This window comes from Pseudomonas sp. TH21 (genome assembly GCF_016651025.1).
Classification (GTDB): Bacteria; Pseudomonadota; Gammaproteobacteria; order Pseudomonadales; family Pseudomonadaceae; genus Aquipseudomonas; species Aquipseudomonas aylmerensis.
Genome location: NZ_JAEKEQ010000001.1, coordinates 4,442,219 through 4,467,083 on the forward strand (window position 1 = coordinate 4,442,219; position 24,865 = coordinate 4,467,083).

Sequence of the window (24,865 nt, forward strand, 5' to 3'; positions counted from 1 at the left end):
CATGAGCCGTCAACTGAAACTCGGCGCCTTCCTGATGGCCACCGGGCACCATGTCGCCGCCTGGCGCCACCCGGACGTGCCGGCGAATGCCGGGCTGGATTTCGCCCAGTACAAACACCTGGCGCGCGTTGCCGAGGCGGCGAAGTTCGATGCGCTGTTCGTGGCAGACAGCATCGCTGCCGCCACCGGTGAGGTCGCCAGCCATATGGCGCGCTCGGACCATTTCGAACCGCTGACGTTGCTGTCGGCGTTGAGCGCAGTGACGGAGCATATCGGCCTGATCGCCACGGCGACCACCAGCTATAACGAGCCTTACCATGTGGCGCGTAAATTTGCCTCGCTGGATCACTTGTCCGGCGGGCGCGCCGGCTGGAACCTGGTGACCTCGGACAACGCCGCCGAAGCGCAGAACTTCGGGCGCGAGGAACACCTGGGCCATGCTGAGCGCTACAGCCGCGCGCGCGAGTTTCACCAAGTGGTCACCGGCCTGTGGGACAGCTGGGAAGACGATGCCTTTGTACGCGACAAAGCCAGTGGCACCTATTACGACCCGAGCAAACGGCATGTGCTGGAGCATGTCGGCGAACACTTCCGGGTCAAGGGCCCGTTGAATGTGGCGCGCTCGCCCCAGGGCCAGCCGGTGATCGTGCAGGCCGGCTCTTCCGAGGCGGGCCGCGAGCTGGCCGCGCAGACCGCCGAGGTGGTGTTTACCGCGCAGACGTCGCTGGCGAATGCCCAGGCGTTCTATGCCGACCTCAAGGCGCGGTTGAGCCGGTATGGACGTGACGCGGACGCGCTGAAAATCATGCCCGGCGTGTTTGTGGTGGTCGGGCAGACCGAGGCCGAGGCGCAGGTCAAATTCGCCACGTTCCAGGCGCTGGTTGAACCTGAAGTGGGCGTCGCGCTGCTGGGGCGCATGCTGGGCAATTTCGACCTGTCCGGCTACCCGCTGGACGGGCCGTTGCCGGCGCTGCCGTTGACCGACAGCGGGCAGCGCAGCCGCCAGCAGCTGTTGAGCGAACTGGCCGAACGCGAGCATCTGACACTGGCACAACTGGGCCGGCGAATTGCCGGCGGTCGCGGGCATTACAGCCTGATCGGCACACCCACGCAGATCGCCGACGAGCTGCAGCGCTGGTTCGAACAGGGTGCAGCGGATGGTTTCAATATCCTCGTGCCGCATCTGCCCGGTGGGCTGGAAGACTTTGCCCGCGAGGTAGTGCCCGAGCTGCAACGGCGCGGCCTGTTTCGCACCGAATACAGCGGCTCGACCTTGCGCGAAAACCTCGGTTTAGCGCGCCCGCAAAATCGCTTCAAGGAGGTTCAGGCATGAGGATTGCCGCGTTATTGCTCAGTCTGCTGGCGGTTACGCAAACCGCGTTGGCGGCTGCACCCGACACTTTGCGCATCGGCTATCAGAAAGGCTCGATTGCCCTGGTGCTGGCCAAGGAACATGGCTTGCTCGAACAGCGCTTTCCGCAGACGACGGTGAAGTGGATCGAATTCCCCGCCGGCCCGCAGATGCTCGAAGCGCTCAACATCGGTGCGCTGGACGTGGGCTCGACCGGTGACATTCCGCCGCTGTTCGCCCAGGCCGCCGGTGCCGACCTGGTCTACATCGGCGCCGAACCCGCCAAGCCCAGTGCCGAAACCATTCTGGTGCGCAACGACAGCCCGCTGCATTCAGTGGCGGACCTGAAGGGCAAGAAAGTCGCGTTCCAGAAAGGCTCCAGCTCTCACAACCTGATCCTGCGTGCCCTGAATAAAGCCGGCCTGAGCTACAAGGATATCCAGCCGGTGTACCTGCCCCCCGCTGACGCGCGCGCGGCGTTCGAACAAGGCAGCGTGGATGCCTGGGCGATCTGGGAACCCTACTCGTCACTCGCCTTGAGCCAGAGCCCCAGCCATGTGCTGGTCAACGGCGAAGGCCTGGGCCTCTCGGGGCCGGTGTATACCGCGCGGCGCGAATATGCGAACGCCAACGGCGGCTTTATCCATGATCTATTGGAGGAACTCAGCAGCGCCGAAGCCTTCACCCGCAGCCAGCGCGAAGACAGCCTGCGCGTGCTGACACAGTTCATGGGCCTGCCCCGCGAAGTGATCGCACGCTACATGGATAACCGCCCGCCTTCGCCGATCTTGCCGATTGATGAGGGGATCATTAACGCGCAGCAGGCGACGGCAGATTTGTTCTTTCAGAACCACCTGCTGCCCAAGGCGATTGAAGTGAAGAAGGCAGCGTGGAGTGTTGACGCTCGCTGATAGCAGTACCGTGGAGATGCCCATGAAGGCGGTGGGTCAGTTGACCTTGTATCGACGGATAGCCCGCCATCGCAGGCAAGCCAGCTCCCACAGGTTGGACGGTGCTCTGAGCCACAACACAAAACCCCATGTGGGAGCTGGCTTGCCTGCGAAGGCGGTGGGTCAGCCACTGCATGAGGTGACTGATACACCGCCTTCGCGAGCAAGCCCGCTCCCACAGTTTTGATCGCCGTCCGGGTTTGGATTCGGGGTGTTTCGCCCACATTCGCGCCGACGATACGACCCGGTTCGAACTTGAAATACAACCCAAATGTGGGAGCTGGCTTGCCTGCGAAGGCGGTGGGTCAGCCACTGCATGAGGTGACTGGTACACAGCCTTCGCGAGCAAGCCCGCTCCCACAGTTTTGATCGTCGTCCGGGTTTGGATTCGGGATGTTTCGCCAATATTCGCGCCGACTATACGACCCGATTCGAACTTGAAATACAACCCAAATGTGGGAGCTGGCTTGCCTGCAATAGCTGTCGGTCAGCCACTGCATGAGGTGACTGATACACCGCCTTCGCGAGCAAGCCCGCTCCCACAGTTTTGATCATCGTCCGGGCTTGGGATTCGGGGTATTTCGCCAACATTCGCGCCGACGGTACGACCCGATTCGAACTTGAAATACAACCCAAATGTGGGAGCTGGCTTGCCTGCGATAGCGGTGGATCAGCCACTGCATGAGGTGACTGACACACCGCCTTCGCGAGCAAGCCCGCTCCCCCATTTTCTAACCGAGCCGGGTGCTCTTCTCGACCAGGCACATGGGCGTGCCCCCCACCGGCTCCTGCATGATCTGCACTTGCACTTCAAACACCTGACGCATCAACTCGGCACTGATCACTTGCTCCGGCGCGCCATCGGCCACCAGCTTGCCGCCGTGCATCACCGCCAGGTGATCGGCGTAGCGGCAGGCCTGGTTGATGTCGTGGAGCACGGTGATCACCGTCTTGCCTTCGGCGGCGAGTTCGCCCATCAGGTCGAACAGTTCGACCTGGTGGCTGATGTCGAGGTAGGTGGTGGGTTCGTCGAGCAGCACCACGGGCGCGTTCTGCGCCAGCACCATGGCCAGCCAGGCACGTTGGCGCTGGCCGCCGGACAGGTCGGCCAGGGCACGGTCGGCCAGGTTATCCAGTTCCAGGCGCTGCATGGCCTGGGTCACATGGGACTGGTCGTTGCCGCTCAGGCGCCCCCACAGTGAGTTGTGCGGGCTGCGGCCGTAGGCGATCAGCTGGCGCACGCTGACGCCCTCCGGCACCGGCAACACCTGGGGCAGAAACGCGACCTGTCGCGCCAGTTGGCGGGCAGACAGGCTCGCATAGGCCTGGCCATCCAAGGTCAACTCACCCTGGGTCGGCTTGAGAATGCGCGCAAATGCCTTGAGCAACGTGGACTTGCCGCAGCCGTTGGGGCCGATCAACGCGGTGACCTTGCCCACCGGCGGCGCGAACGACAGGCCCTGCACGATGCGCGTCGCGCCGTAACCGATATCGAGCTGTCGTGCGTGGAGAATACTCATGTGATCAGCCCTTGAACCGTGCCAGCAACCAAAGAAAATACGGCGCGCCAATCACCGCCGTGAGCACCCCCGCAGGGATTTCGCTGGGCGCAATCAAGCTGCGCCCGAGGGTGTCGGCGAGCACCAGCAGCAGCGCGCCGATCAGCATCGCTGCCGGCAGCAAATAGTGGTGATGCCCGCCCACCAGGCGCCGCGCCATGTGCGGTGCGACCAGGCCGATAAACCCGATCGGGCCGATCACGCCCACCCCCAGGCTAGTGAGCAGCACCGCGCAAGCCATTGCCAGCCAGCGCGTGCGGCCAAGCGCGGTGCCCAGGCTGTGGGCGGCTTCATCGCCCAGGGCGATCAGGTTCAGCGGCTTGGCCAGGCACAATCCCAGCGGGATCAGCACCAGGAACGGCAGCACCAGCGCCACATGGTGCCAGTTGCGGCTCCACAGACTGCCGGTCAGCGCGAGCAAGGCGGTGTTGATATCCAGCGGATGGGACAGGATCAGAAACTCGGTGACGCTGGACAGGGTCACCGCAATCGCCACCCCGGATAGCGCAAAGCGCACCCCGGAAAAACTCACGCCGGTGTTGTACAGCGCCAGCAGCAACGCGCCGCCGGCACCGCCCAGGCACGCCACCAGCGGCAGCCAGGCGATCGGCAGGTGCGGCCAGCCGATGATCGCCACGGTCAGCGCCAATCCCGCGCCTTGGGTCACGCCGAGGATTTCCGGCGAGGCCAGCGGGTTGCGAATCACCCCCTGCACAATCGCCCCGGCCAGGCCGAATGCGCAGCCCGCAAGGATCGCGATCAGGCTGCGTGGCAGGCGGTGGTTCCACACTTCAAAGTCGAGCGCGTCATGGGCCAGCAGGCGGTCCAGCACGGTCTCCGGCGCGAGCCACACGGTGCCCGCGCTGAGGCTGACAAAGGTCGCCAGCACCAACAAACCGAGCAACAGCCAGAGGCGCAATCGTGGCTGGGTCATAGGGCACGCCTGGCGAGAAAGAGGAAGAACGGCGCACCAATCAACGCGGTGACCACCCCGGCCGGGGTTTCCACCGGGAAGGCCACGGCGCGACTGAGCAGGTCGGCGCCCAACACGATCACCGCACCCAACGCCGCGCTCAGCGGGATCAGCCAGCGGTAATCGTTGCCGAGAAACTGGCGCAGGATATTCGGCGCGATCAGCCCGACAAAACCAATCGGCCCCACCGCGCAGACGCTAGCGCCCACCAGCAACAGGCTGGCGACAAACACCTGCAGGCGCAGGCTGGCGATGCCCACGCCCAACGAGCGCGCGGCGTCTTCGCCGAGGTTGATCAGGTTCAAGCGCGGCGCGCACCACAGCGCCCACAGGCCGCCGATCAAGGTGCACGGCCAAAGCAATTGCACCTGCGCCGCACCGACGTTGGCCAGGGAACCGGCCAGCCAGTTCAACACGCTTTGCGCCTGGGCCTCGACCAGGATCACAGTGAGGCGGGTTAAGGCAGCACACAGGGCTGCGACGGCAACGCCCGCCAATACCAGGCGCCCCTGGGCCGTGGTCGGCGACCAGGCACCGCCGAGGCTGAACACCGTGATCCAGGCCAGTGCGCCGCCCAGGCAGGTCATCAGCAAGGCGCCACCGGCGAACGGCAACGCGACCAACCCGGTGGAAAACAACGCAAGCCCCAACGCCGCCCCCGCCGTCACGCCGAACAACGAAGGCGATGCCAGGCGGTTGCGGGTGATGCCTTGCATCAGCGCCCCGGCCAGGCCCAGGCAAGCCCCCACCAACGCCGCGCACACCGCTCGCGGCACACGCAACTGAGCCACGATATAGGCCATGTTGCCGCCGACACGGCCCTGATGAACCAGGCCGTTCCAGGCATCCGCCGCCGTCAGGGTGAACGGTGACCAGCTGTACAACGACAGCCAGAACAACCCGGCGCCGAGCAGCAGAATGCCGGCTGCCGCCACACTGCGCGCCATGCTTATTGGCTCAGTACGGCTTTACCGCCCTTGAGAATCGCCAACGCGTCTTCGGCGATCTGCTCCGACGCCAGCACCCCACGGTTACGCGCCCAGCTGTCGCCATCCACTTCGGCCACCTGCTGGTGACGTACAGCGCCGAGCACTTGCCACAGCGGCTGCTTGCTCCAGCTGTCGACGATGCTCGGGCGGCGGTAATGGCCGACCAGCAACCAACCCGGGTCGAGGGCGAGGAGTTGCTCCAGGCTGACGAACTCGGTCGGCGCCGCATTCGCGCGTACCGCTGGCACCTTCAGGCCGATCGCCTGCAGCACGCTGCCCGCGTAGGAGTCCGGGCCGTGCACCGAGAAGCTGTCTTCCCGCGCGACACCAAACAATACGTTGGTACCGGCAGGGATCTGCGCGGCGATTTTTTTCAGGTTGTCGCGGTTCTGCGCGATACGCGCTTGCATCTGCGGGCCTTTGCCGAGGGCCTTGCCGATCAGTTCGGCGGACTTGAGGCTGCCCTGGTAATCCTCGCCGCGCGAGGGCAGCAACAGGGTCGGCGCAATGCTTGCCAAGTCGCTGTACAGCGCCTGATGACGGTTAAGGTCGGCAACGATCAAGTCCGGCTTGAGCCGAGCGATTTCCTCGATGCTCGGCTGCGAACGCAAGCCTACGGACTGCCACTGGCCGATGGCTTGGCGCACCCTGGGCAGCACGCGGTTGGCGTCGCCATCGTCAGCGGCGCCAACGGGTGTGACGTCGACGGCGGCCAGGCTGTCGAGAAAGGAGAACTCCAGCACCACCACGCGCTTGGGCGCATCCGGCAGATGCACGGCGTGCTGGCCGTCATTGAGGTCGATGGGCGCAGCGCTTAATACGCTTGAAGAAAACGCCAGGAGGCAGGCGGCAAGGGTCGGGATGGAGCGCAGCATTCGCATGACAAGTACCTCGGCGTTAAAACACCCCGGCTAGACAGGCTGGGGAAAACGGCGGGTACTATTCCATATCGGCGCGGCGTGATCAAAAAACATTCTCATTTCCACCATGGGAACGGGCTTGCTGTGTTGAGCAAGCCTGTTGGGGTCAGCAAGCTTGTCGGGGTGAGCGGGCTTGTTGGAGTCAGCAAATTTATTGTGGTGAGCACGTTTGTTGGAGTCAGCAAATTTATTGTGGTGAGCACGCTCCTGTGGCGAGCGGGCTTGCCCCGCGTTGGGCTGCGTAGCAGCCCCAAAACAGATCAGCATGGAATGCCTGGCACACCGCATTTTGCTTGAAAGGGGCTGCTGCGCAGCCCAACGCGGGGCAAGCCCGCTCGCCACAAAAGATCCTGCGCACCCCGCCCTGCAGGCTCACCGTAGAAAGCCTGCTCACCATAGAAAGCCCCCCACCCAGGCATCCCCGTCACAGCGATCAGAAATCGACAGTAGCCGACAGCAAATACGTACGCGGTGTCGACAGGGTCAGCCCCGGCTCGCTGTCATCCGACGCTCCCGCCGAACTCCAGTAGCGTTTATCGGCGACGTTTTCCACGTTAGCGCGCAAGGTGATGTGCTTGTCATCCACCTTGAACGCATAGCGCGCACCGACGTCAACGCGGTTCCAGGCGTCGATCTCCTTGACGTTGGAGGTGTCCAGGTACTGCGAGCTGGAGTAGATGCCACGGCTGGTCAGGGTCAAACCTTCGAGGCCCGGCACATCCCATTCGGCGCCGAGATTGACGTTGTACTTGGGCGTGGCCGGCGCGCGGTTGCCGTTGGTGGCGCCGTTGGTGGTGTCCTGCAGCTTGCTGTCGATGTACATCACCCCGCCGAGCAGGCGCACGCCCTTGAGCGGCTCGCCGAACATGCTCAGCTCCGCCCCAGTGTTCTGGCGCTTGCCGTTGGGGCCGAACACCGTCGTGATGGCATTGGTTTCGTAGGCAGGCTGCTTGATACGGAACACCGCAGCGGTCACCGCAAAGGCGCCAGCGTCGTATTTGGCGCCGACTTCCACCTGGCGGCTGATGAACGGCGGGAAGATTTCATCGTCGTTGGCCGAGGTCGACGGCGCGACCTTGCCCTGGCTCAGGCCTTCCATGTAGTTGGCATACAGTGACAGCTTGTCGGTGGCCTTGAACAACAGGCCACCGGACGGCGAGATCTTTTCTTCGTCGTAGGCGGTGCGGCCTTTGACCCCGTTGTTCCAGTCATCCACCTTGACCCGCTGCCAGCGCGCGCCGAGGGTCAACAGCAGGCGGTCGTCAAAGAAGCCCAGGGTATCGGACAACGCCACGCCACTGAAGCGGTTCTCGGTGTAGACCTTCGGATCGGGGCGGGTTTGCACCGAGGGTGTCGGTATCTGCACAGGGTTGTAGAGGTTGCTGCGGCCCTGCGCATACCGTGCGCCGCCGTTTTCGAAATCCATATAGAAGTAGCTGGCGGCCAGGTTGACCTCATGGCTCACCGAGCCGGTCTGGAACCAGTTGCGCACGCCGGCGGTGTAGGTGCGCACATTTTCATCGCGGGTGAAATCGCGCGGCAGCACCAGGAAGTCGCCGGCGGCGTTGGTCACAGACACTGCATGGCGCAGGAAGTCGTGGTTACTTTTGCGCGCGCCCATACCGCCGTACAGCATCACGTTATCGCTGAGGTCGTACTCGGCGTTGACCGTCCCGAAGGTGTCGTTGGTGCTGGCCTTGCTCCAGGACTGCGCGTAATTGCGACGCACATCGTTGGCGCTCGGCACCGGCGCATTGGCTGCCACCTGCACCCGCTCCTGCGGGGCATCGGTGTCGCGCTCGGTGTGACCGATATCCGTGGAAAGGCGCAGGCGCTCGCCACGAAAATCCAGGCCGAGCACGGCCATTTCACGGTCGACACTCTGGTGGTCCCACTCGGTGTCGCCGGACTGCTTGACGCCGTTGAAGCGGATACCGAACTTGTTGTCCTCGCCAAAGCGCCGCCCTACATCCACGGCGCCGCCGGCCTGGCTGTCGGAGGCCCAGTTGCCGGTAAACGAGTTGATGTCCTTGTCGGTGGCGCGCTTGGGCACCACGTTGATCCCGCCGCCAACGCTGCCACGCGGCGAGATGCCGTTGATCAACTGGGTCGGGCCTTTGAAGATGTCGACGCGGTCGGCCATTTCCATGTCGATGGTGTAGGTCGGCAACACGCCGTAGAGGCCGTTGTAGGCCACATCGCTGTTGAACAGGCTGAAGCCGCGGATGGTGAACTGTTCATAGCGCCCACCGGCCGGGTTGGTGGCGCGTACCGACGGGTCGCTGGCAATCAGGTCACCGAGCGTGCGCGCCTGCTGGTTCTTCACCGCATCCTGGGTGTAGGTGGTCATGCTGAACGGGGTTTCCATGAAATCCCGCGTGCCCAGCAGGCCCTGCGAGCCGCGCCGCGCCACCTGGCCACCGGCGTAGGTGTCGCCGTCGTAGAGGCCGGTGGTGCCGAGAATCGAGGTCGGCGCCAGCTCCAGGCTGCTGCCATCCGGTATCGGCACCAGCATGTAATCGCGGTCGCCCATCGGTTGCAATTGCAGGCCCGACCCTTGCAGCAAGCGGGCAAAGCCCTCCTCCACCCCATATTCACCGGACAAGCCACTGCTGCTGCGGCCGCTGACCAGCGCCGGGTCGACGGACAGGTTGACGCCCGACAACCCGGCAAACCGGGTCAGCGCCGCGCTCAGGCTGCCGGCCGGCACCTGGTAACTGCGCCGGGCGGCGGTGTCTTCGGCATAGCTGACGGGGACGAACAACGGGCTGGCGCTGAGGCTCAGCATCAGGCTCAGTTTCAGCAACGGGCGCAAGCGCAAAGGTAGAACTGCGGGCATTGGAGGAAGCTCTCGATTTTGTTCACTTGCCTGGAATGACAGGCGAGGCGAAAAAAGGGGACAGGCTTCGGCCAACTTTCTTCAACATCGCAGGGAAATGGCGACGCCACCTCCCTGAAAAATGGGGAAAAGAGCCACAAGAGTTTCGGATTTTTCGAAGCGTCCGTTTATGTAGTCTTTTTTATAAAGGAACTCCCACGAAGCTTCCGGGTCGGCTGATGTACCTATTTTCATTTCACTACACGGATGGGTCGGATGAAACAGATGTCCTTCGTCGAGACCGAGCATGCTGGCGCCGCCAAGGACGCTCTGTATGCCCGCCTCTCAGGCCCCAGGCACGCTAACGCAAGCCAGCAGGCTGTGCACGACTTTGATAGCTGTCGGAATATCGAATCAGGCGCCGTATTCATTATTGCCTCCGGCCTGTCAGCCAAGTCGTTCCCGTTCGAAACGTTTGCGCACGTGCCTATGATCACGATGAATGGCGCTGTCTCAATGTTTCTGAACACAGACATCCAACCGTTTTTTTACGCCTGCACCGACAGAAGCTTCTCCAAGCAACAGCCGGATTTATTCAAATACGCCTTGGCAACCAGCAAACGCGTGGCGCTGTGGGAGGACCATGCGCAATCGTCCCGTGCGCGTCCGACCGGGCAGCTCTATCGGCTGACCAAGGCGAAAAGACCCTCCTGGCTCGATGCGGCCATGGGCAGACACGCTGCGCTGGTGGCCGACCACTCCCTGCTCGCAATGCGCAAAAGGCCGGTAGGCTTCAGCAAAGACATGAGCAAGGGTTTTTTCGACGCACGAACCGTGGCCTACCTGGCCATCCAGTTGGCCTACCACGCAGGCTTCACCAAGGTCTTTCTGGTCGGCGTCGACCTGCATGAAAATTCGGGACGATTCTACGAGACCCAAGACTCGGTCAAGTCGCCCTGCGGGCTCGATGAGCACTACGAAACCCGCATCCTTCCCTCGCTCGAGCTGATGTCCAGGAAGGTCATGGGTGATGACTTCATGGTGTACAACTTCTCCGACTGCTCGCGGATCCCAGAGAGCGTCATACCCCGCGTGACGCTGGGGGAAGTCCAGGCGATGCTCCAGTAAGCCTACGCGCACTCAGGGCCCAGCCCTGGAGCGCGCCGATCACGCTCCCCCTTCAATCGCCGCGGCCGGGCAGCATGCCTGCGAGCACGTTGTCCTTGTCAATGAAGTGATGCTTCAGCGCCACCAGTGCATGCCCACCCACAAGTACCCCGCATAGCCAGGCAGTGTAGGTGTGGATGGCCTTCGCCAAGTCATAGAGACTTTGATCAGGCTCCACCAGCGGCGGCAACAGCAACAACCCGGCGAGCAGAATGGGTTTGTCTGCAACCGAACTCCAGTACCAGCCAGACATCGGCAACCCCACAAGCGCGACGCCGTACAACAGCAGATGACCGACGAACGCGCCCCGCTGCATCAGCGGGCTCATCGTCGCAGGCATCGCCGGGGCCGCATGTGTAAGACGCCAGCCGACACGCAGCACGATAAGCAAGAGCAGAACGCTGGCCATCGCCTTATGGACAAAGGTGAGCTGGTGCTGAGGGTTAAGCTCATCGCGCCAATGCACCGCCACAATCCCGACAAACCAAGCCACCACCCAGATCAGCGCCATGCCCCAGTGCAACCACTTCGCGGTGGCCGTATAGCTTTCTGCCTTCGACATTCGGATAACCCTCCCTTTTTGAGAAGCTTGGATTATCGTCAATGGGCGTTATCGAAAAACCGTAAAATGCCGATGATGATGATCGAGTTTTCTGATTTTTCAGGGGGGGATGGCGGGTCTTCAGATAGGCTGCAGCAGTAGCAAAGCGGGGACTTCACCGGCCTTCGTGGCCAGCCTGCGAGGCGCGATTACTTTTTTACGGGCATGAAAAAGCCCAATCGTTTCAGATTGGGCTAAGTCATTGAAAATATGGTCGGGACGGAGTGATTCGAACACTCGACCCCTAGCACCCCATGCTAGTGCGCTACCGGACTGCGCTACGCCCCGACTAGGCGTGTTACTGGGTTTGCTTCGCAACGAAGCGATCAGGAATATACCGCAAGCTTTTGAAATGTGGAAGTATTTTAAAAGCCGGATTTATTTCTTCAAAACCACCAGCACATCTTCGAGTTCGGAGATCATCTGGCGGATCAGTTGCTTGTATTGGGTGGTGTCGTCTTTGGCTTCATCACCGGACATGCGCTGGCGCGCACCACTGATGGTGAACCCCTGGTCGTATAGCAACGCACGGATCTGTCGGATCATCAGCACATCCTGGCGCTGATAATACCGACGGTTCCCGGTGCGTTTGACGGGGTTGAGTTGAGGAAACTCCTGCTCCCAATAGCGCAGCACGTGCGGCTTTACCGCGCATAGCTCGCTGACTTCACCAATGGTGAAGTAGCGTTTGCCTGGGATGACGGGTAGCTCGTCGTTATGACTTGGTTCCAGCATAAGCCTCAACTCGGGCCTTCAACTTCTGCCCTGGACGAAAGGTGACCACACGGCGAGCCGTGATCGGGATTTCTTCTCCCGTTTTTGGATTGCGGCCAGGCCGCTGGCGTTTGTCCCGCAGGTCAAAATTGCCGAAACCGGACAATTTGACCTGCTCATTGTCTTCCAGAGCGTGCCTGATCTCTTCAAAAAACAGCTCGACCAATTCCTTGGCCTCGCGTTTGTTCAGACCCAACTCTTCGTACAGACGTTCCGCCATCTCAGCTTTCGTCAAAGCCCCCATACGTCACTTCCTTAACGTGGCGTTCAACCTTTGTTCGAGCGAGGTGAGGATATTTTGTGTCGTGGTATTCACCTCATCGTCATTAAGAGTGCGCGATGGATGCTGCCAGGTCAAGCCAACTGCAAGGCTTTTTCTATGCGGATCAATGCCTTTACCCTGATAGACGTCAAATAGCCTGAGGTCTTTCAGCCATTCCCCTGCATTTTCACGGATTACATCCAGAACGGCAGTGGCGGCCACTTCACGGTCAGCGATCAGCGCCAGGTCGCGACGCACTTCAGGGAAGCGCGACAACTCGCTGAATTTAGGCATCTTGCCCGCAGCGACTTCAGCCAGGACCAGCTCGAAAACGAAGACTGGGCGGTCCAGCCCCAGGGTTTTCGACAGTTCAGGGTGAATAGCCCCCACGAAACCCACCAGGCGACCTTCGCGCTCAATGCGTGCAGTCTGGCCCGGATGCAGTGCCGGATGCTGACCCGGTACAAAAGTGAAGTCATCCAGCGCACCGGCAAAGCCCAGTACCGCTTCCACGTCGGCCTTGACGTCGAAGAAGTCCACGCCATCGCGGCCCTGCGCCCAGCCTTCCGGCAGACGGCTGCCACAGACCACGCCCGCCAGCATTGGCTCTTGCTTGAGGCCGTCGAGTTGACCGACGAAACGCAGGCCGCTTTCGAACATGCGCACGCGGTCTTGCTGACGGTTCAGGTTGTGGGAAAGCGCCTTCACCAAGCCAGGCCACAGCGACGAACGCATGGCAGCCATGTCATTGGAGATCGGATTAGCCAACAGCAGCGGCTCGACGCCCGGGTTGAACAGTTCGAACTGCTTCGGGTCGATGAAGCTGTAGGTCACCGCTTCCTGGTAGCCACGGGCAACCAGCAGACGGCGCAACTCAGGCAAGTGCGCACGCGCCTCGGCCTTGGGTTGTGGTGCCAGGCGCGCTTGCGGGTAGCGAACCGGCAGACGGTTGTAACCGTATAGACGCGCCAGTTCTTCGATCAGGTCGACTTCCAGGCTGATATCGAAGCGATGGCTTGGCACTTCAACGTGCCACTGCCCTTCCCCACCGGCGGTAATACCCAGGCCGAGAGCGGACAACAGTTGCTCGATTTCAGCCGGCGCGATCACCAGGCCGAGCATCTGCTCGACGCTTTTGGCACGCAGGGTAATCGGCGCAATGGACGGCAGGTACTGCTCACTGACGGTTTCAGTGATCGGGCCCGCTTCACCACCGGTGATTTCCAGCAGCAGGCCCGTGGCGCGCTCCATGGCTTCACGGGCGAGTTTCCAGTCCACACCACGCTCGTAGCGGTGCGAGGCATCGGTGTGCAGGCCGTAGGAACGCGCCTTGCCAGCGATGGCGATCTGGTCGAAAAACGCGCTCTCCAGGAAGATATCGCGGGTAGTCGCGGATACACCGCTGTGCTCGCCACCCATCACACCGGCAATGGCCAGGGCGCGGGAATGATCGGCGATTACCAGGGTATCGGCACGCAGGCTGACTTCCTGACCATCGAGCAGCACCAGCTTCTCGCCTTCTTCGGCCATGCGTACGCGGATGCCACCGTTGATTTCGGCGAGATCGAACGCGTGCAGCGGTTGGCCCAATTCCAACATCACGTAGTTGGTGATGTCGACAGCCGCATCGATGCTGCGCACGTCAGCGCGACGCAGACGCTCAACCATCCACAGCGGAGTAGGCTTGGACAGGTCGACGTTACGGATTACCCGACCGAGGTAACGTGGGCAGGCGTTGGGCGCCAGCACTTCGATCGAGCGCACTTCATCGTGCACTGCCGCTACGGCAGCGACCACGGGGCGGGTCACGGGGGCGTTGTACAGCGCACCCACTTCACGGGCCAGGCCAGCCAGGGACAGGCAGTCGCCACGGTTCGGGGTCAGGTCGACCTCGATGCTGGCGTCTTCCAGTTCCAGGTAGACACGAATGTCCTGGCCAACCGGTGCGTCGGCCGGCAGCTCCATCAAGCCGTCGTTGCCCTCGCCCACCTGCAGCTCGGCCTGGGAGCACAGCATGCCGTTGGACTCGACGCCACGCAGCTTGGCCTTCTTGATCTTGAAGTCGCCTGGCAGCTCGGCACCGATCATGGCGAACGGGATCTTCAGGCCCGGGCGCACGTTAGGCGCTCCGCACACGACCTGGAAGGTCTGCGCGCCATTGCTGACCTGGCACACACGCAATTTGTCGGCGTCCGGATGTTGCTCGGTGCTCAGCACCTCGCCCACCACCACGCCACTGAAAACACCGGCGGCCGGCGTCACGCTATCGACCTCGAGGCCGGCCATCGACAGACGAGCAACCAGCTCGTCGCGACCTACCTGCGGGCTTACCCAGCCACGCAGCCATTGTTCACTGAATTTCATCCTGCTCTCCTAAAGATTCGTTACGACTAGCGAAATTGCGCGAGGAACCGCAAGTCGTTGTCGAAGAACAGACGCAAGTCATTCACGCCGTAACGCAGCATGGCCAGGCGCTCGACGCCCATGCCGAAGGCAAAGCCCGAGAACTCTTCCGGGTCGATCCCGGACATGCGCAGCACGTTGGGGTGAACCATGCCGCAGCCCATCACTTCCAGCCAGCCGGTCTGCTTGCAGACGCGGCAGCCTTTACCGCTGCACATCACGCATTCCATGTCGACTTCGGCGGACGGCTCGGTGAACGGGAAGAACGAAGGACGGAAGCGCACCGCCAGCTCTTTCTCGAAGAACACCCGCAGGAACTCTTCGATGGTGCCCTTGAGATCGGCAAAGTTGATGTCGCGATCAACCAGCAGGCCTTCGACCTGGTGGAACATCGGCGAGTGGGTGATATCGGAGTCGCTACGGTACACACGGCCTGGGCAGACGATGCGGATCGGCGGCTTGTTCGCTTCCATGGTGCGGACCTGTACCGGCGAGGTATGGGTGCGCAACAGCATGTTCGCGTTGAAATAGAAGGTGTCGTGCATCGACCGGGCCGGGTGATGGCCTGGGATGTTGAGCGCCTCGAAGTTGTGATAGTCGTCTTCGACCTCAGGGCCTTCGGCAATGCCGTAGCCGATGTGGGTGAAGAACTGCTCGATTCGTTCCAGAGTCCGGGTGATCGGATGCAGACCGCCCGAGGCCTGGCCACGGCCAGGCAAGGTCACGTCAATCGACTCGGCGGCGAGCTTGGCCGCTAGATCGGCCTCCTCGAGCGACGCCTTGCGCGCATTGAGCACCTCTGTGACACGCTCCTTGGCAACGTTGATCAGCGCACCGACTTGCGGACGCTCTTCAGCCGGCAAATTCCCCAGGGTCTTCATCACCTGAGTCAATTCGCCCTTTTTGCCAAGGTAGTGAACCCGGATTTGCTCCAGGGCATTGATATCTTCAGCGCTTTGCACAGCCTCAAGAGCTTGAGCGACGAGCGCGTCCAGGTTTTCCATGTACAGACTCCAGATACAAAATAGGGGAAGAGCTTGAAGGCTCTTCCCCTATTTATGACGTTTAACACCTTGGGCCACAGGAGTGACCCAGGGTGACTGTCGGGGGTACTTAAGCCAAGGTGGCTTTAGCTTTCTCGACAATCGCAGCAAACGCCGCTTTTTCGTTCACTGCCAGATCAGCCAGAACCTTACGGTCGATCTCGATGGACGCTTTTTTCAGGCCAGCGATGAAACGGCTGTAGGACAGACCGTTAACACGAGCACCAGCGTTGATACGAGCGATCCACAGAGCGCGGAACTGACGTTTTTTCTGACGACGGTCACGGTAGGCGTATTGGCCTGCCTTGATTACCGCTTGCTTGGCAACACGGAATACGCGTGAGCGTGCGCCGTAGTAGCCTTTAGCAAGTTTCAGAATTTTTTTGTGACGTTTACGGGCAATGACGCCACGCTTTACACGAGCCATGAGTTACTTCCTCTATTCTTGATCCAAAAATTAACGAAGGCGCAGCATGCGCTCGACTTTTGCCACGTCAGACGGATGCAGCAAGCTGCTACCGCGCAGTTGACGCTTACGCTTGGTCGACATTTTGGTCAGGATGTGGCTCTTGAAAGCGTGCTTGTGCTTGATACCGTTAGCAGTTTTCAGAAACCGCTTAGCAGCACCACTTTTAGTCTTCATCTTTGGCATGTTCGGATACTCCGCATTCAGTTGATAAACATAATCAGAAGGCCTGCCGTGCCCTGTTGATTACTTCTTCTTTTTCGGGGCGATGACCATGATCAGCTGGCGTCCTTCCATCTTAGGATGCTGTTCGACCGAACCGTACTCGAGCAGGTCAGCTTCAACCCGCTTGAGGAGTTCCATCCCCAGCTCCTGGTGGGCCATCTCACGGCCGCGGAATCGCAAGGATACCTTGGCCCTGTCCCCATCACTCAGGAAACGTACCAGGTTGCGCAGTTTTACCTGGTAATCCCCTTCCTCCGTCCCTGGACGAAACTTGATTTCTTTTACTTGAATCTGCTTCTGGTTTTTCTTCGCCGCAGCAATCTGCTTCTTCTTCTCGAAGATCGACTTGCCGTAGTCCATCACCCGGCAAACAGGCGGGACTGCGTCGGCAGAGATTTCCACCAGGTCCAATTTGGACTCTTCAGCGATACGAAGCGCTTCATCAATCGAGACGATGCCAATCTGCTCGCCGTCAGCGCCAATTAACCGAACCTCGCGTGCCGAGATATTCTCGTTGATCGGGGCTTTCGGTGCAGCTCGTTTATCTTGTCTCATTTCACGCTTAATAATAATTACTCCGAATCTGGGCGACCACGCCGGGAAACCGCTTGCGCGAGGAACTCAGCGAACTGGGCGACGGGCATCGAGCCCAGGTCAGCACCTTCACGAGTACGCACAGCGACAGTCTGCATCTCGACTTCCCGATCTCCGATAACCAAAAGATAGGGAACCTTGAGCAAAGTATGCTCGCGGATTTTAAAGCCGATCTTTTCATTTCTCAAGTCGGACTTGGCACGAAATCCGCTTTCGTTGAGAGTTTTTTCAACTTCAGCGGCAAAATCTGCCTGTTTATCAGTGATATTCATGATCACTGCCTGGGTCGGAGCCAGCCACGCAGGGAATGCACCCTCGTAGTGCTCGATCAGGATCCCGACGAACCGTTCGAACGAGCCGAGGATCGCCCGGTGCAGCATAACCGGGTGTTTACGGCTGTTGTCTTCGGAGACGTATTCGGCTCCCAGACGGATCGGCAGGTTAAAATCGAGCTGCAAGGTACCACATTGCCAGACACGGCCAAGGCAATCTTTCAGCGAGAACTCGATCTTCGGCCCGTAGAAGGCCCCCTCGCCCGGCTGCAGGTCGTACGCAAGGCCCGCACTGTCTAGCGCTGCGGCCAGGGCAGCTTCGGCGCGATCCCACAGCTCGTCGGAACCGACGCGTTTTTCCGGACGAGTGGACAGCTTCATTTCGACTTCGGTAAAGCCGAAATCGCGATAGACATCCATGGTCAGCTTGATGAACGCGGCGGATTCGGCCTGCATCTGCTCTTCGGTGCAGAAGATGTGGGCGTCGTCCTGGGTGAAGCCGCGCACACGCATGATGCCGTGCAGCGCACCCGAGGGTTCGTTACGGTGGCAGGCACCGAACTCGGCCAGGCGCATCGGCAACTCGCGGTAGCTCTTCAGGCCCTGGTTGAACACCTGCACGTGGCACGGGCAGTTCATCGGCTTGATGGCGTAGTCGCGGTTTTCCGACTGGGTCGTGAACATGTTGTCGGCGTAGTTGGCCCAGTGCCCGGATTTCTCCCACAGGCTGCGGTCAACGACTTGTGGAGTCTTGATCTCCAGGTAGCCGTTTTCGCGCTGAACCTTGCGCATGTATTGCTCGAGCACCTGGTACAGGGTCCAGCCGTTCGGGTGCCAGAACACCATGCCCGGCGCTTCTTCCTGGAGGTGGAACAGGTTCAGGCGCTTGCCGATCTTGCGGTGATCGCGTTTTTCAGCTTCTTCGATGCGCTGGATGTAGGCCGCCAGCTGCTTCTTGTCAGCCCAGGCAGTGCCGTAGATCCGCTGCAGCTGCTCGTTCTTCGCGTCGCCGCGCCAGTAGGCACCGGACAGCTTGGTCAGCTTGAACGACTTGAGGAAGCGTGTATTCGGCACGTGCGGGCCACGGCACATGTCGACATATTCTTCGTGGTAATACAGGCCCATGGCCTGCTCGTCCGGCATGTCTTCCACCAGACGCAGCTTGTAGTCTTCGCCACGGGCGGTGAACACGTCGATCACTTCGGCGCGCGGCGTGACCTTCTTGATCACGTCGTAATCTTTTTCGATCAGCGCGTGCATGCGCTGCTCGATAGCCGCCAGGTCGTCCGGGGTGAAAGGACGCTCGTAGGCGATATCGTAATAGAAGCCTTCTTCGATGACCGGGCCGATCACCATCTTCGCGGTCGGGTACAGCTGCTTGACCGCATGGCCAATCAAGTGCGCGCAAGAGTGGCGAATGATCTCCAGCCCCTCTTGATCCTTGGGCGTGATGATTTGCAGGCTGGCGTCACGGGTGATCAGGTCGCTGGCATCCACCAGCTTGCCGTCGACCTTGCCGGCCACGGTGGCCTTGGCCAGGCCTGCACCAATGGATGCGGCGACCTCGGCTACGGAAACCGAATGATCGAATGAACGTTGACTGCCGTCGGGAAGAGTAATAGTTGGCATGGCGCCTCCTCTCCTAGTGGTGACCCCTACCAAAGGTCACGTGGGTTGGGATGAGCCAGTACAAGATCCAACACCAGGCCGTTCAGTGATGAACGCCTGCCTTACAGCGGCAGGAGCCTTTCGGCCAACCGATAATCGAACCAGAGTGACTGGAGTGAGCTAAAAAGAAACATGGCAAGGCGGCAATTGGCACGCCCGGAATTCGCCAAGCGCAAGATGCTAGCACAGATGAACGGTCATCGCGCCGACGGCATCCTGCGTAAACGCAAATTACGGCCTTTATAGCTGCAAAAGTGAACTTGAGCTGTACGCCATGCCTCAAACCCACTGAGAATCGCCGTTCGTCCTCGACCCAAAGGAGCATCCCATGATGCGTTTCACCTCTACCCTCGCTCTCGCCGCTACCCTGAGCCTCCTTTCCCTCGGCGCGCAGGCTGCAGCCCCATCCAACTGGCCAGCCGGCGCCCGTGACAGCTTCGTCAGAGACTGCAGTGCAGCCGCCCAACAGAACGTGGACGCCAAAACTGCCAAAGACCATTGCGAATGTGGCGCCGACAAGATCAACGCAGAATTGAGCACTGCCGAGATCAAGGAGCTGATGACCAATCAGAACGCGGATCCTGCGCTCAAGAACAAGGCAGTCGCGGCGATTACGTCGTGCAAAGTCGTGAAGAAAAAGTAACTACGACCCGAAATCAGACGGTCGTTTTGCTGAAAAAAAGGCCTGAAAACTGCCATTTCGCACAAATTACGCAGCTTTTACGGCTTTTTTTAACAGCTGATATTTCGTGCTAAAGCCCCGTAGATCGGGGCTTTCAGCCAAGAACAGCACTAAACGCAACGCTATTGATTAGCAAACAATGCCTTGGGGGGGCTCCCAAGTCGAACATTTCGACTATGATAGCCCAGTGTGCCCAGTTGGCCTGAGCAGCACAGCACTACTGAAAATATATGTTTCTTGGAGATACACCATGTCTAATCGCCAAACCGGCACCGTTAAATGGTTCAACGATGAAAAAGGCTTCGGCTTCATCACTCCTCAAGGTGGCGGTGACGACCTGTTCGTACACTTCAAAGCTATCGAAAGCGACGGTTTCAAAAGCCTGAAAGAAGGCCAAACCGTTTCCTTCGTGGCTGAGAAAGGCCAAAAGGGTATGCAAGCTGCACAGGTTCGCGGCGAGTAATTCTCCGCTGAGCTAAAAAAAACCCCGTCCATGTGACGGGGTTTTTTATGCGCGCTGCAAAAACCGGCAGGCTATCAGCCGCAGTTGACCCGCGTGATCACCAGGTTATCGTCGGTGTTGAGGTTCAAGCGATCGGAGCGGTATTCCAGGGTGATCATATCGTTGGGCTTGAGGATGCGCGCGTTCTGCGCACCGGCACGGGTACGGGCCTGCTCCAGCAACTGGGGCGAAGCTTTCTGGCCGATCGTGAATTCGGCGGCCTTCGACTCACAGCGGCTATGACCGGCATCGGCCACGGCGGCGTCTTTGGCTGGCTCAGAGGCACCCTGGGTGCTGCAACCCGCCAACGCGAGTGCTGCCAACAAAGTACCGAATGATGCGAGCTTCCAAGGCATGAAGCCTCCTATGATAAAAAATGGACAGAGATCGTGCGACAGCAGTCGCGCGGATTGGTTTCAAGACGTAAACCGCCGCTGGGCAAGTCTGCCTGACTCTGCACAGGCATTCGCCCGGTCAATCGTGACCAGATATGAAAACAATCAGTAGATATCGATGTAGTCAAACGGCGGCTTCGGCCAGTTCTGCTTCAACGCATTGAAAATCTGCGTGACCCATACCTCATCGCTCGCCGCCACATTGCCTACGTAACCAGAGCCTTTGGCCCAGGTTTCCAGGCGAAACAGCAGCCCATCGATGTCCACGCCGCCCACAGCCTTCCCGGAAGAGATGTAGGCAATGCCGCCGTTGGTCACCCGCAACTGGGTATGTTCGTCGTCGCTGGCACTGGCGATCAGTTGACGCACGGCAGCCAGGGTCAGGTTCTCGGGGTTGTTCAAATCGATCTGCACGCGGTGTTCCCCGGCAATTGGACAGGCGCACAGTGTCGCACAGGGCTGGGCATCTGCCGAAGCGCTTGATGCCTAAGTAGCAGTGCCAAACGCCGCGCAAAATGGTTAACTGCGCCCGTGAGAACCGCGTTCCAGCGCATTGCCCAGTACTTTCAGCCCCGTGAGATTTCCATGACCACCGTAACCCTCCAAGCCGACATCAAAGCCAAGTGGCCCCAAGGACAGAGCTCCTACAGCCCCGGAAGCCCGGAGGAATTGGCGATCATCGGTATCGACCTGCTGGTCAAGGAACTCGGCACCCAGGCGGCGCAAGCCTTCATCGGCCAGATATTCGAGAAATACCCGGCCGACCACATGGGCGCACACGACCCCGAGCGCGAATAAGAACCGGTCGGCGAGCGCCGACCGGCAGCAGCGTTACTTCAGGCGCGCGAGGCGCTCGGTGAGCAGGTCGAAGAAGCCCTGGGCGTCGCCGTTTTCAACCCAGAACGCGTTCTTCGGTTGTTTCAGGCCGTCGTACCAATCGACGATGGTCTGGCCGAAGGTCGGGCCTTCACGGCTGTCCACCACCACATTGACCTCACGGCCGCTGAACAGCGAAGGTTTGAGCAGGTAGGCAACCACGGTAGCGTCATGCACCGGGCCGCCGGGAATGCCGTAGTGCTCCATGTCGCCCTTGACGTATTCATTCAGGATATCGCCGACGATCTTGCTCGCGTTGTTCTTGATATCGGCGATCTGTTTCAGGCGCGCTTCACTGGTCAGGACCTTGTGGGTCACGTCCAGCGGCAGGTAAGTCAGCTTCACCCCGCTCTTGAGCACGATCTCGGCCGCTATCGGGTCCGCGAACAGGTTGAACTCGGCCACGGGCGTGATATTGCCACCATTGAAGTGCGCACCGCCCATCACCACCACTTCCTTGATGCCTTGGGTGATTTCCGGCGCCTGGGTCAGCGCCAGTGCGAGGTTGGTCTGCGGACCGAGCATGGCGATGGTGATGCTGTGGGGCTTGGCGGTGCTCAGGGTCTTGATCAGGTAGTCGACGGCATTGCCGTCAGCCAGGGCCTTTTTCGGTTCATGCACGGTGACCCCGGAAATCCCCTCCTTGCCATGGATGTTCTCGGCGTAGATAGGCGTGCGCAGCAGTGGCTGTGGCGCACCGGCGTACACCGGAATGTCCTCGCGCCCTGCCCACTCGCGGGCCAGGCGTGCGTTGCGGGAAGTCTTGTCCAGGCGCACGTTGCCGGCGACGGTGGTCAGCGCACGAATATTCAACTCATCCGGCGAGGCCATGGCGAACAGCAACGCCACCACATCATCGGCGCCAGGATCGGTGTCGATTATCAAGTCGATTTTTTCCGCCGCTTGGGCGCTTGCAGCAGTGAGCGCGGACAAAAGCAGAACACTCCGAAACAGATTTTTCAGGGTTGGGAGACCACGTTGCATAAAACACTCCTTGTCGTTGGGAACTCTAGAAAGTTACGCCGGACACCAGCGCGATATTGCAGTAAGGCTGGCATTCGCCGGTGCGCACCACGGCGCGCGCCTTGCGGCTGAGTTGTTTGAATTCGTCATGGTTGACCAGCCGCCGCTCACCCAGGGCCGCCTGTTCGGTGAGCGTATTGAGCTCGGCCAGCGCCGGCGGCTGCTTGAGCAGGATCTCTTCGGCCAGCACATGGCTTTCCACCTGCATCTCACTGAGCACGATGCGCAAGGTGCTGATGAAATCCGGGATGCCCTGGGTCAACGCCAGGTCGATCAACTCGACGCCGGGCGGTACCGGCAAGCCGGCATCGCCGATCACCAGGATGTCGCCGTGACCCAGGGAGGCGATCACGCGCGACAGGGCGATATTGAGCAGAGGGGTCTTTTTCATGAGGGCACAAAACCTTGTACGTCGTGCAGCGTGGGAATGGAGGGTTGCGCACCGGCACGAGTGACCGACAGCGCTGCCGCGACCTGGCCAAAACGAATCGCCTCGGCTTCGCGCTTGCCATTGGCCAGTGCTGCTGCGAAGCCACCGACAAACGTATCGCCGGCCGCAGTGGTGTCCACTGCCTTGACCTTGGGTGCCGGCAAATGCTCGAACACTTGGCCGTCAGTAAACAGCGCGCCCTGGGCCCCCAGGGTGATGATGACCTTACCGGCGCCCGCCTTGATCAACTGCGTCGCAGCGACCTTGGCGCTGTCGAGGGAATCAACCGTCACGCCGCTCAGCGCACTGGCTTCGCTTTCGTTGGGGATCAGGTAGTCGATCGAGGCGTACCATTCGGCCGGCAAGGGCGCGCTGGCCGGGGCCGGGTTGAGGATCACCGTCTTGCCCAGTTCGCGACCGCGCTTGAGGGCATAACCCACGGTCTCCATCGGCACTTCCAGCTGGCAGACGATCACGTCGGCCGCCTGCAGCACGGCATCAAACGCCTGCAACGAAGCAGGCGTCAGCTGACCATTGCTGCCGGCAACGATCACGATGGCGTTCTGGCTGTTGTCATCGACCACAATCAGCGCCACGCCGCTGGAGCCATCTACGGTGCTGACGGCCTGGCAATCGATGCCTTCCACCAGCAACGCGTCACGCAGCTGAGTGCCATACGCATCGCTGCCGACGCAGCCGACCATCGCGACCTTTGCCCCGAGCCGCGCCGACGCCACAGCCTGGTTCGCCCCCTTACCGCCGGGCACGGTGGAAAACGTCTGGCCAACCAAGGTTTCACCGGCACGCGGCAGCCGGCTGGCACGGGTGACCAGGTCCATGTTCAAGCTGCCTACTACCACTACTTTTGCTGGCATACATCAGTACTCATCAATTCGGTTCAGCGGTATTGCGCAAACGTACCGGCGATAGGCGCCGTCGACTCGCGCAACACGATGCTCGGCGTCACGATCCGTTGATCGATCGGCAGTTGGGGTGTTGCAATTCGTCGCAATAAAAGCTCGGCAGCAGTCTCGCCCAGTTGCACGATCGACTGACCGACCGTGGTCAACGCCGGGTAGACATAGCGACCCATTTGAATGTCATCGAACCCGATCACCGACAGCTCGCCGGGTACACGGATATTACGCTCGGCAGCGGCGCGCAATACGCCGAAACCGATCATGTCGTTGCTGGCGAAAATCGCACTGGGCGGGTTTTCCGCCAGCAGCTTCACCGCCGCGGCATACCCGCCGGTGCTGGTGAAGTCACTTTCCTGCGCGCGATCAGCCGCCACCTCGACGCCCGCCTCGCGCAGCGCGCGGTGATACCCCGCCAGGCGCATCTGCGCGACACGGGTATGGCCCGGGCCGCCGATGCAGGCAATGTCCCGATGGCCCAGCTCGAGCAAATGCCGGGTGGCCAGGTACGCGCCCTGCTCATGGTCGATGCGCACCAGGTCGACATCAATGCCGTCCAGCGCCCGGTCGACGATCACCATCGGCGTGCGCACCGCGCTCAAGCCGGCGGCGAGGCCACTGTCATCGCCGCCCACCGAGGTCACGATCAACCCGTCGACGCGCTTCTCCAGCAACACGCGCAAATAGCTGCGCTGCTTTTCGGCGTTGTCATCGGAGTTGCAAAGGATCACGCAGTAGCCATTACGCTCGCAATAATCTTCGATGCCGCGCGCCAGTTCGGCAAAGTATGGGTTGAGGCTGTTGGGCACCAACAAGCCAATGGTTGCCGTGGTCTTGGCCTTGAGCGAACGCGCGACGGCGCTGGGCACGTAGTCGAGCTGCTTGATCGCCGCTTCGACTTTGATCCGTACCGGCTCGCTGACCGGGCGCGTCTTGTTCACCACGTGGGACACCGTGGTGTAGGAAATGCCTGCAAGCGCTGCCACATCCTTGATCGTTGCCATG

The 24,865-nt window shown here is 60.7% G+C and carries 26 protein-coding genes and 1 tRNA gene; 6 read left to right on the plus strand and 21 right to left on the minus strand.

What is annotated here, in order from left to right; genetic code table 11:
* Position 1: 1 nt before the first annotated feature.
* Both JFU04_RS19445 and JFU04_RS19450 read left to right on the plus strand, forming a co-directional pair.
* Complete coding sequence (locus tag JFU04_RS19445; protein WP_201145431.1) at positions 2 to 1,333, plus strand: LLM class flavin-dependent oxidoreductase; 1,332 nt, start codon at positions 2 to 4, stop codon at positions 1,331 to 1,333.
* Positions 1,330 to 2,262 (plus strand): sulfonate ABC transporter substrate-binding protein, encoded by a 933-nt coding sequence (locus JFU04_RS19450; protein ID WP_201145432.1) that lies wholly within the window; start codon positions 1,330 to 1,332, stop codon positions 2,260 to 2,262. Before JFU04_RS19445 ends, JFU04_RS19450 begins: the two co-directional genes overlap by 4 nt.
* A 770-nt stretch (positions 2,263 to 3,032) precedes the next feature.
* On the opposite strand, the gene fecE is transcribed toward JFU04_RS19450, so the two are convergent.
* The 5 genes from fecE to JFU04_RS19475 form a co-directional block, all read right to left on the minus strand.
* Positions 3,033 to 3,821: a Fe(3+) dicitrate ABC transporter ATP-binding protein FecE gene (gene fecE / locus JFU04_RS19455; protein WP_201145434.1), complete on the minus strand. Its 789-nt coding sequence runs from the start codon at positions 3,819 to 3,821 to the stop codon at positions 3,033 to 3,035.
* Between the two features lie 4 nt (positions 3,822 to 3,825).
* On the minus strand, positions 3,826 to 4,794 hold the full coding sequence (locus tag JFU04_RS19460) for an iron chelate uptake ABC transporter family permease subunit (RefSeq protein WP_201145436.1): 969 nt from the start codon (positions 4,792 to 4,794) through the stop codon (positions 3,826 to 3,828).
* Entirely contained in the window at positions 4,791 to 5,780 is a 990-nt protein-coding gene (gene fecC / locus JFU04_RS19465) for an iron-dicitrate ABC transporter permease FecC (RefSeq protein ID WP_120449169.1), read from the minus strand. Before fecC ends, JFU04_RS19460 begins: the two co-directional genes overlap by 4 nt.
* 2 nt (positions 5,781 to 5,782) lie before the next feature.
* Positions 5,783 to 6,697, minus strand: a complete 915-nt coding sequence (locus JFU04_RS19470) for a Fe(3+) dicitrate ABC transporter substrate-binding protein FecB (protein WP_371920694.1) — start codon at positions 6,695 to 6,697, stop codon at positions 5,783 to 5,785.
* A gap of 478 nt (positions 6,698 to 7,175) precedes the next feature.
* The gene (locus tag JFU04_RS19475; protein WP_106803204.1) at positions 7,176 to 9,581 is read right to left on the minus strand and encodes a TonB-dependent receptor; all 2,406 of its coding nucleotides are present in this window, start codon (positions 9,579 to 9,581) and stop codon (positions 7,176 to 7,178) included.
* A 255-nt stretch (positions 9,582 to 9,836) separates the two neighbouring features.
* Here JFU04_RS19475 and JFU04_RS19480 point away from each other — a divergent pair, with 255 nt between their 5' ends.
* Positions 9,837 to 10,688, plus strand: a complete 852-nt coding sequence (locus tag JFU04_RS19480; RefSeq protein ID WP_207200668.1) for a lipopolysaccharide biosynthesis protein — start codon at positions 9,837 to 9,839, stop codon at positions 10,686 to 10,688.
* 52 nt (positions 10,689 to 10,740) lie between these two features.
* Here JFU04_RS19480 and JFU04_RS19485 read toward each other — a convergent pair whose 3' ends face one another.
* From JFU04_RS19485 to thrS, 10 genes are all read right to left on the minus strand, one after another.
* Positions 10,741 to 11,289: a cytochrome b gene (locus JFU04_RS19485; protein ID WP_106803202.1), complete on the minus strand. Its 549-nt coding sequence runs from the start codon at positions 11,287 to 11,289 to the stop codon at positions 10,741 to 10,743.
* 250 nt (positions 11,290 to 11,539) lie between these two features.
* Positions 11,540 to 11,616 (minus strand) — tRNA-Pro (locus JFU04_RS19490).
* Between the two features lie 90 nt (positions 11,617 to 11,706).
* Complete coding sequence (locus JFU04_RS19495; protein ID WP_003174972.1) at positions 11,707 to 12,063, minus strand: MerR family transcriptional regulator; 357 nt, start codon at positions 12,061 to 12,063, stop codon at positions 11,707 to 11,709.
* Positions 12,044 to 12,346 (minus strand): integration host factor subunit alpha, encoded by a 303-nt coding sequence (gene ihfA / locus JFU04_RS19500; RefSeq protein WP_002553164.1) that lies wholly within the window; start codon positions 12,344 to 12,346, stop codon positions 12,044 to 12,046. The genes JFU04_RS19495 and ihfA overlap by 20 nt, the downstream gene beginning before the upstream one ends.
* Positions 12,347 to 12,349: 3 nt before the next feature.
* Positions 12,350 to 14,728 (minus strand): phenylalanine--tRNA ligase subunit beta, encoded by a 2,379-nt coding sequence (gene pheT, locus JFU04_RS19505; protein WP_201145438.1) that lies wholly within the window; start codon positions 14,726 to 14,728, stop codon positions 12,350 to 12,352.
* A 26-nt stretch (positions 14,729 to 14,754) separates the two neighbouring features.
* A complete protein-coding gene (gene pheS, locus JFU04_RS19510) occupies positions 14,755 to 15,771 on the minus strand; it encodes a phenylalanine--tRNA ligase subunit alpha (protein ID WP_034099107.1) in 1,017 nt (338 codons plus the stop codon).
* Between the two features lie 109 nt (positions 15,772 to 15,880).
* Positions 15,881 to 16,237: a 50S ribosomal protein L20 gene (rplT, locus tag JFU04_RS19515; protein ID WP_002553161.1), complete on the minus strand. Its 357-nt coding sequence runs from the start codon at positions 16,235 to 16,237 to the stop codon at positions 15,881 to 15,883.
* Between the two features lie 30 nt (positions 16,238 to 16,267).
* Positions 16,268 to 16,462, minus strand: a complete 195-nt coding sequence (gene rpmI / locus JFU04_RS19520; protein WP_002553160.1) for a 50S ribosomal protein L35 — start codon at positions 16,460 to 16,462, stop codon at positions 16,268 to 16,270.
* A 60-nt stretch (positions 16,463 to 16,522) separates the two neighbouring features.
* On the minus strand, positions 16,523 to 17,074 hold the full coding sequence (gene infC, locus JFU04_RS19525) for a translation initiation factor IF-3 (RefSeq protein ID WP_169850653.1): 552 nt from the start codon (positions 17,072 to 17,074) through the stop codon (positions 16,523 to 16,525).
* Positions 17,074 to 18,996 carry a threonine--tRNA ligase gene (gene thrS / locus JFU04_RS19530; protein ID WP_065903656.1) on the minus strand — a complete coding sequence of 641 codons (1,923 nt, stop codon included), beginning with the start codon at positions 18,994 to 18,996 and terminating at the stop codon, positions 17,074 to 17,076. Before thrS ends, infC begins: the two co-directional genes overlap by 1 nt.
* 367 nt (positions 18,997 to 19,363) lie before the next feature.
* Here thrS and JFU04_RS19535 point away from each other — a divergent pair, with 367 nt between their 5' ends.
* The gene (locus tag JFU04_RS19535) at positions 19,364 to 19,678 is read left to right on the plus strand and encodes a hypothetical protein (RefSeq protein ID WP_106803200.1); all 315 of its coding nucleotides are present in this window, start codon (positions 19,364 to 19,366) and stop codon (positions 19,676 to 19,678) included.
* A 289-nt stretch (positions 19,679 to 19,967) separates the two neighbouring features.
* Positions 19,968 to 20,180 (plus strand): cold-shock protein, encoded by a 213-nt coding sequence (locus JFU04_RS19540; protein ID WP_003234260.1) that lies wholly within the window; start codon positions 19,968 to 19,970, stop codon positions 20,178 to 20,180.
* Positions 20,181 to 20,254: 74 nt separating this feature from the next.
* Here JFU04_RS19540 and JFU04_RS19545 read toward each other — a convergent pair whose 3' ends face one another.
* Both JFU04_RS19545 and JFU04_RS19550 read right to left on the minus strand, forming a co-directional pair.
* Positions 20,255 to 20,575: an I78 family peptidase inhibitor gene (locus tag JFU04_RS19545; RefSeq protein WP_065903659.1), complete on the minus strand. Its 321-nt coding sequence runs from the start codon at positions 20,573 to 20,575 to the stop codon at positions 20,255 to 20,257.
* 144 nt (positions 20,576 to 20,719) lie between these two features.
* A complete protein-coding gene (locus tag JFU04_RS19550) occupies positions 20,720 to 21,028 on the minus strand; it encodes a hypothetical protein (protein ID WP_201145440.1) in 309 nt (102 codons plus the stop codon).
* Positions 21,029 to 21,199: 171 nt separating this feature from the next.
* Here JFU04_RS19550 and JFU04_RS19555 point away from each other — a divergent pair, with 171 nt between their 5' ends.
* Positions 21,200 to 21,412 (plus strand): hypothetical protein, encoded by a 213-nt coding sequence (locus JFU04_RS19555; protein ID WP_010209115.1) that lies wholly within the window; start codon positions 21,200 to 21,202, stop codon positions 21,410 to 21,412.
* A gap of 33 nt (positions 21,413 to 21,445) precedes the next feature.
* Here the strand turns inward: JFU04_RS19555 and JFU04_RS19560 are convergent, their stop codons facing one another.
* The 4 genes from JFU04_RS19560 to JFU04_RS19575 are packed head-to-tail and all read right to left on the minus strand — an operon-like array spanning position 21,446 to position 24,864.
* Positions 21,446 to 22,474: a nucleoside hydrolase gene (locus JFU04_RS19560; RefSeq protein ID WP_106803199.1), complete on the minus strand. Its 1,029-nt coding sequence runs from the start codon at positions 22,472 to 22,474 to the stop codon at positions 21,446 to 21,448.
* A 25-nt stretch (positions 22,475 to 22,499) separates the two neighbouring features.
* Positions 22,500 to 22,904 (minus strand): D-ribose pyranase, encoded by a 405-nt coding sequence (gene rbsD / locus JFU04_RS19565; protein ID WP_065903671.1) that lies wholly within the window; start codon positions 22,902 to 22,904, stop codon positions 22,500 to 22,502.
* Positions 22,901 to 23,818 (minus strand): ribokinase, encoded by a 918-nt coding sequence (gene rbsK, locus JFU04_RS19570; protein ID WP_201145442.1) that lies wholly within the window; start codon positions 23,816 to 23,818, stop codon positions 22,901 to 22,903. Before rbsK ends, rbsD begins: the two co-directional genes overlap by 4 nt.
* Before the next feature lie 23 nt (positions 23,819 to 23,841).
* On the minus strand, positions 23,842 to 24,864 hold the full coding sequence (locus JFU04_RS19575) for a LacI family DNA-binding transcriptional regulator (protein ID WP_065903694.1): 1,023 nt from the start codon (positions 24,862 to 24,864) through the stop codon (positions 23,842 to 23,844).
* Position 24,865: the final 1 nt, after the last annotated feature.

Coding starts and splice junctions, on each gene's coding strand:
- ihfA (WP_002553164.1), bottom strand. CDS start 12,346: ATGGGGGCTTTGACGAAAGCTGAGATGGCGGAACGTCTGTACGAAGAG.
- JFU04_RS19470 (WP_371920694.1), bottom strand. CDS start 6,697: ATGCTGCGCTCCATCCCGACCCTTGCCGCCTGCCTCCTGGCGTTTTCT.
- rbsD (WP_065903671.1), bottom strand. CDS start 22,904: ATGAAAAAGACCCCTCTGCTCAATATCGCCCTGTCGCGCGTGATCGCC.
- JFU04_RS19535 (WP_106803200.1), top strand. CDS start 19,364: ATGATGCGTTTCACCTCTACCCTCGCTCTCGCCGCTACCCTGAGCCTC.
- JFU04_RS19450 (WP_201145432.1), top strand. CDS start 1,330: ATGAGGATTGCCGCGTTATTGCTCAGTCTGCTGGCGGTTACGCAAACC.
- JFU04_RS19495 (WP_003174972.1), bottom strand. CDS start 12,063: ATGCTGGAACCAAGTCATAACGACGAGCTACCCGTCATCCCAGGCAAA.
- JFU04_RS19475 (WP_106803204.1), bottom strand. CDS start 9,581: ATGCCCGCAGTTCTACCTTTGCGCTTGCGCCCGTTGCTGAAACTGAGC.
- rplT (WP_002553161.1), bottom strand. CDS start 16,237: ATGGCTCGTGTAAAGCGTGGCGTCATTGCCCGTAAACGTCACAAAAAA.
- thrS (WP_065903656.1), bottom strand. CDS start 18,996: ATGCCAACTATTACTCTTCCCGACGGCAGTCAACGTTCATTCGATCAT.
- JFU04_RS19460 (WP_201145436.1), bottom strand. CDS start 4,794: ATGACCCAGCCACGATTGCGCCTCTGGCTGTTGCTCGGTTTGTTGGTG.
- JFU04_RS19445 (WP_201145431.1), top strand. CDS start 2: ATGAGCCGTCAACTGAAACTCGGCGCCTTCCTGATGGCCACCGGGCAC.
- rbsK (WP_201145442.1), bottom strand. CDS start 23,818: ATGCCAGCAAAAGTAGTGGTAGTAGGCAGCTTGAACATGGACCTGGTC.
- fecC (WP_120449169.1), bottom strand. CDS start 5,780: ATGGCGCGCAGTGTGGCGGCAGCCGGCATTCTGCTGCTCGGCGCCGGG.
- rpmI (WP_002553160.1), bottom strand. CDS start 16,462: ATGCCAAAGATGAAGACTAAAAGTGGTGCTGCTAAGCGGTTTCTGAAA.
- JFU04_RS19545 (WP_065903659.1), bottom strand. CDS start 20,575: ATGCCTTGGAAGCTCGCATCATTCGGTACTTTGTTGGCAGCACTCGCG.
- JFU04_RS19575 (WP_065903694.1), bottom strand. CDS start 24,864: ATGGCAACGATCAAGGATGTGGCAGCGCTTGCAGGCATTTCCTACACC.
- JFU04_RS19560 (WP_106803199.1), bottom strand. CDS start 22,474: ATGCAACGTGGTCTCCCAACCCTGAAAAATCTGTTTCGGAGTGTTCTG.
- JFU04_RS19540 (WP_003234260.1), top strand. CDS start 19,968: ATGTCTAATCGCCAAACCGGCACCGTTAAATGGTTCAACGATGAAAAA.
- JFU04_RS19485 (WP_106803202.1), bottom strand. CDS start 11,289: ATGTCGAAGGCAGAAAGCTATACGGCCACCGCGAAGTGGTTGCACTGG.
- JFU04_RS19555 (WP_010209115.1), top strand. CDS start 21,200: ATGACCACCGTAACCCTCCAAGCCGACATCAAAGCCAAGTGGCCCCAA.
- JFU04_RS19480 (WP_207200668.1), top strand. CDS start 9,837: ATGAAACAGATGTCCTTCGTCGAGACCGAGCATGCTGGCGCCGCCAAG.
- pheS (WP_034099107.1), bottom strand. CDS start 15,771: ATGGAAAACCTGGACGCGCTCGTCGCTCAAGCTCTTGAGGCTGTGCAA.
- pheT (WP_201145438.1), bottom strand. CDS start 14,728: ATGAAATTCAGTGAACAATGGCTGCGTGGCTGGGTAAGCCCGCAGGTA.
- fecE (WP_201145434.1), bottom strand. CDS start 3,821: ATGAGTATTCTCCACGCACGACAGCTCGATATCGGTTACGGCGCGACG.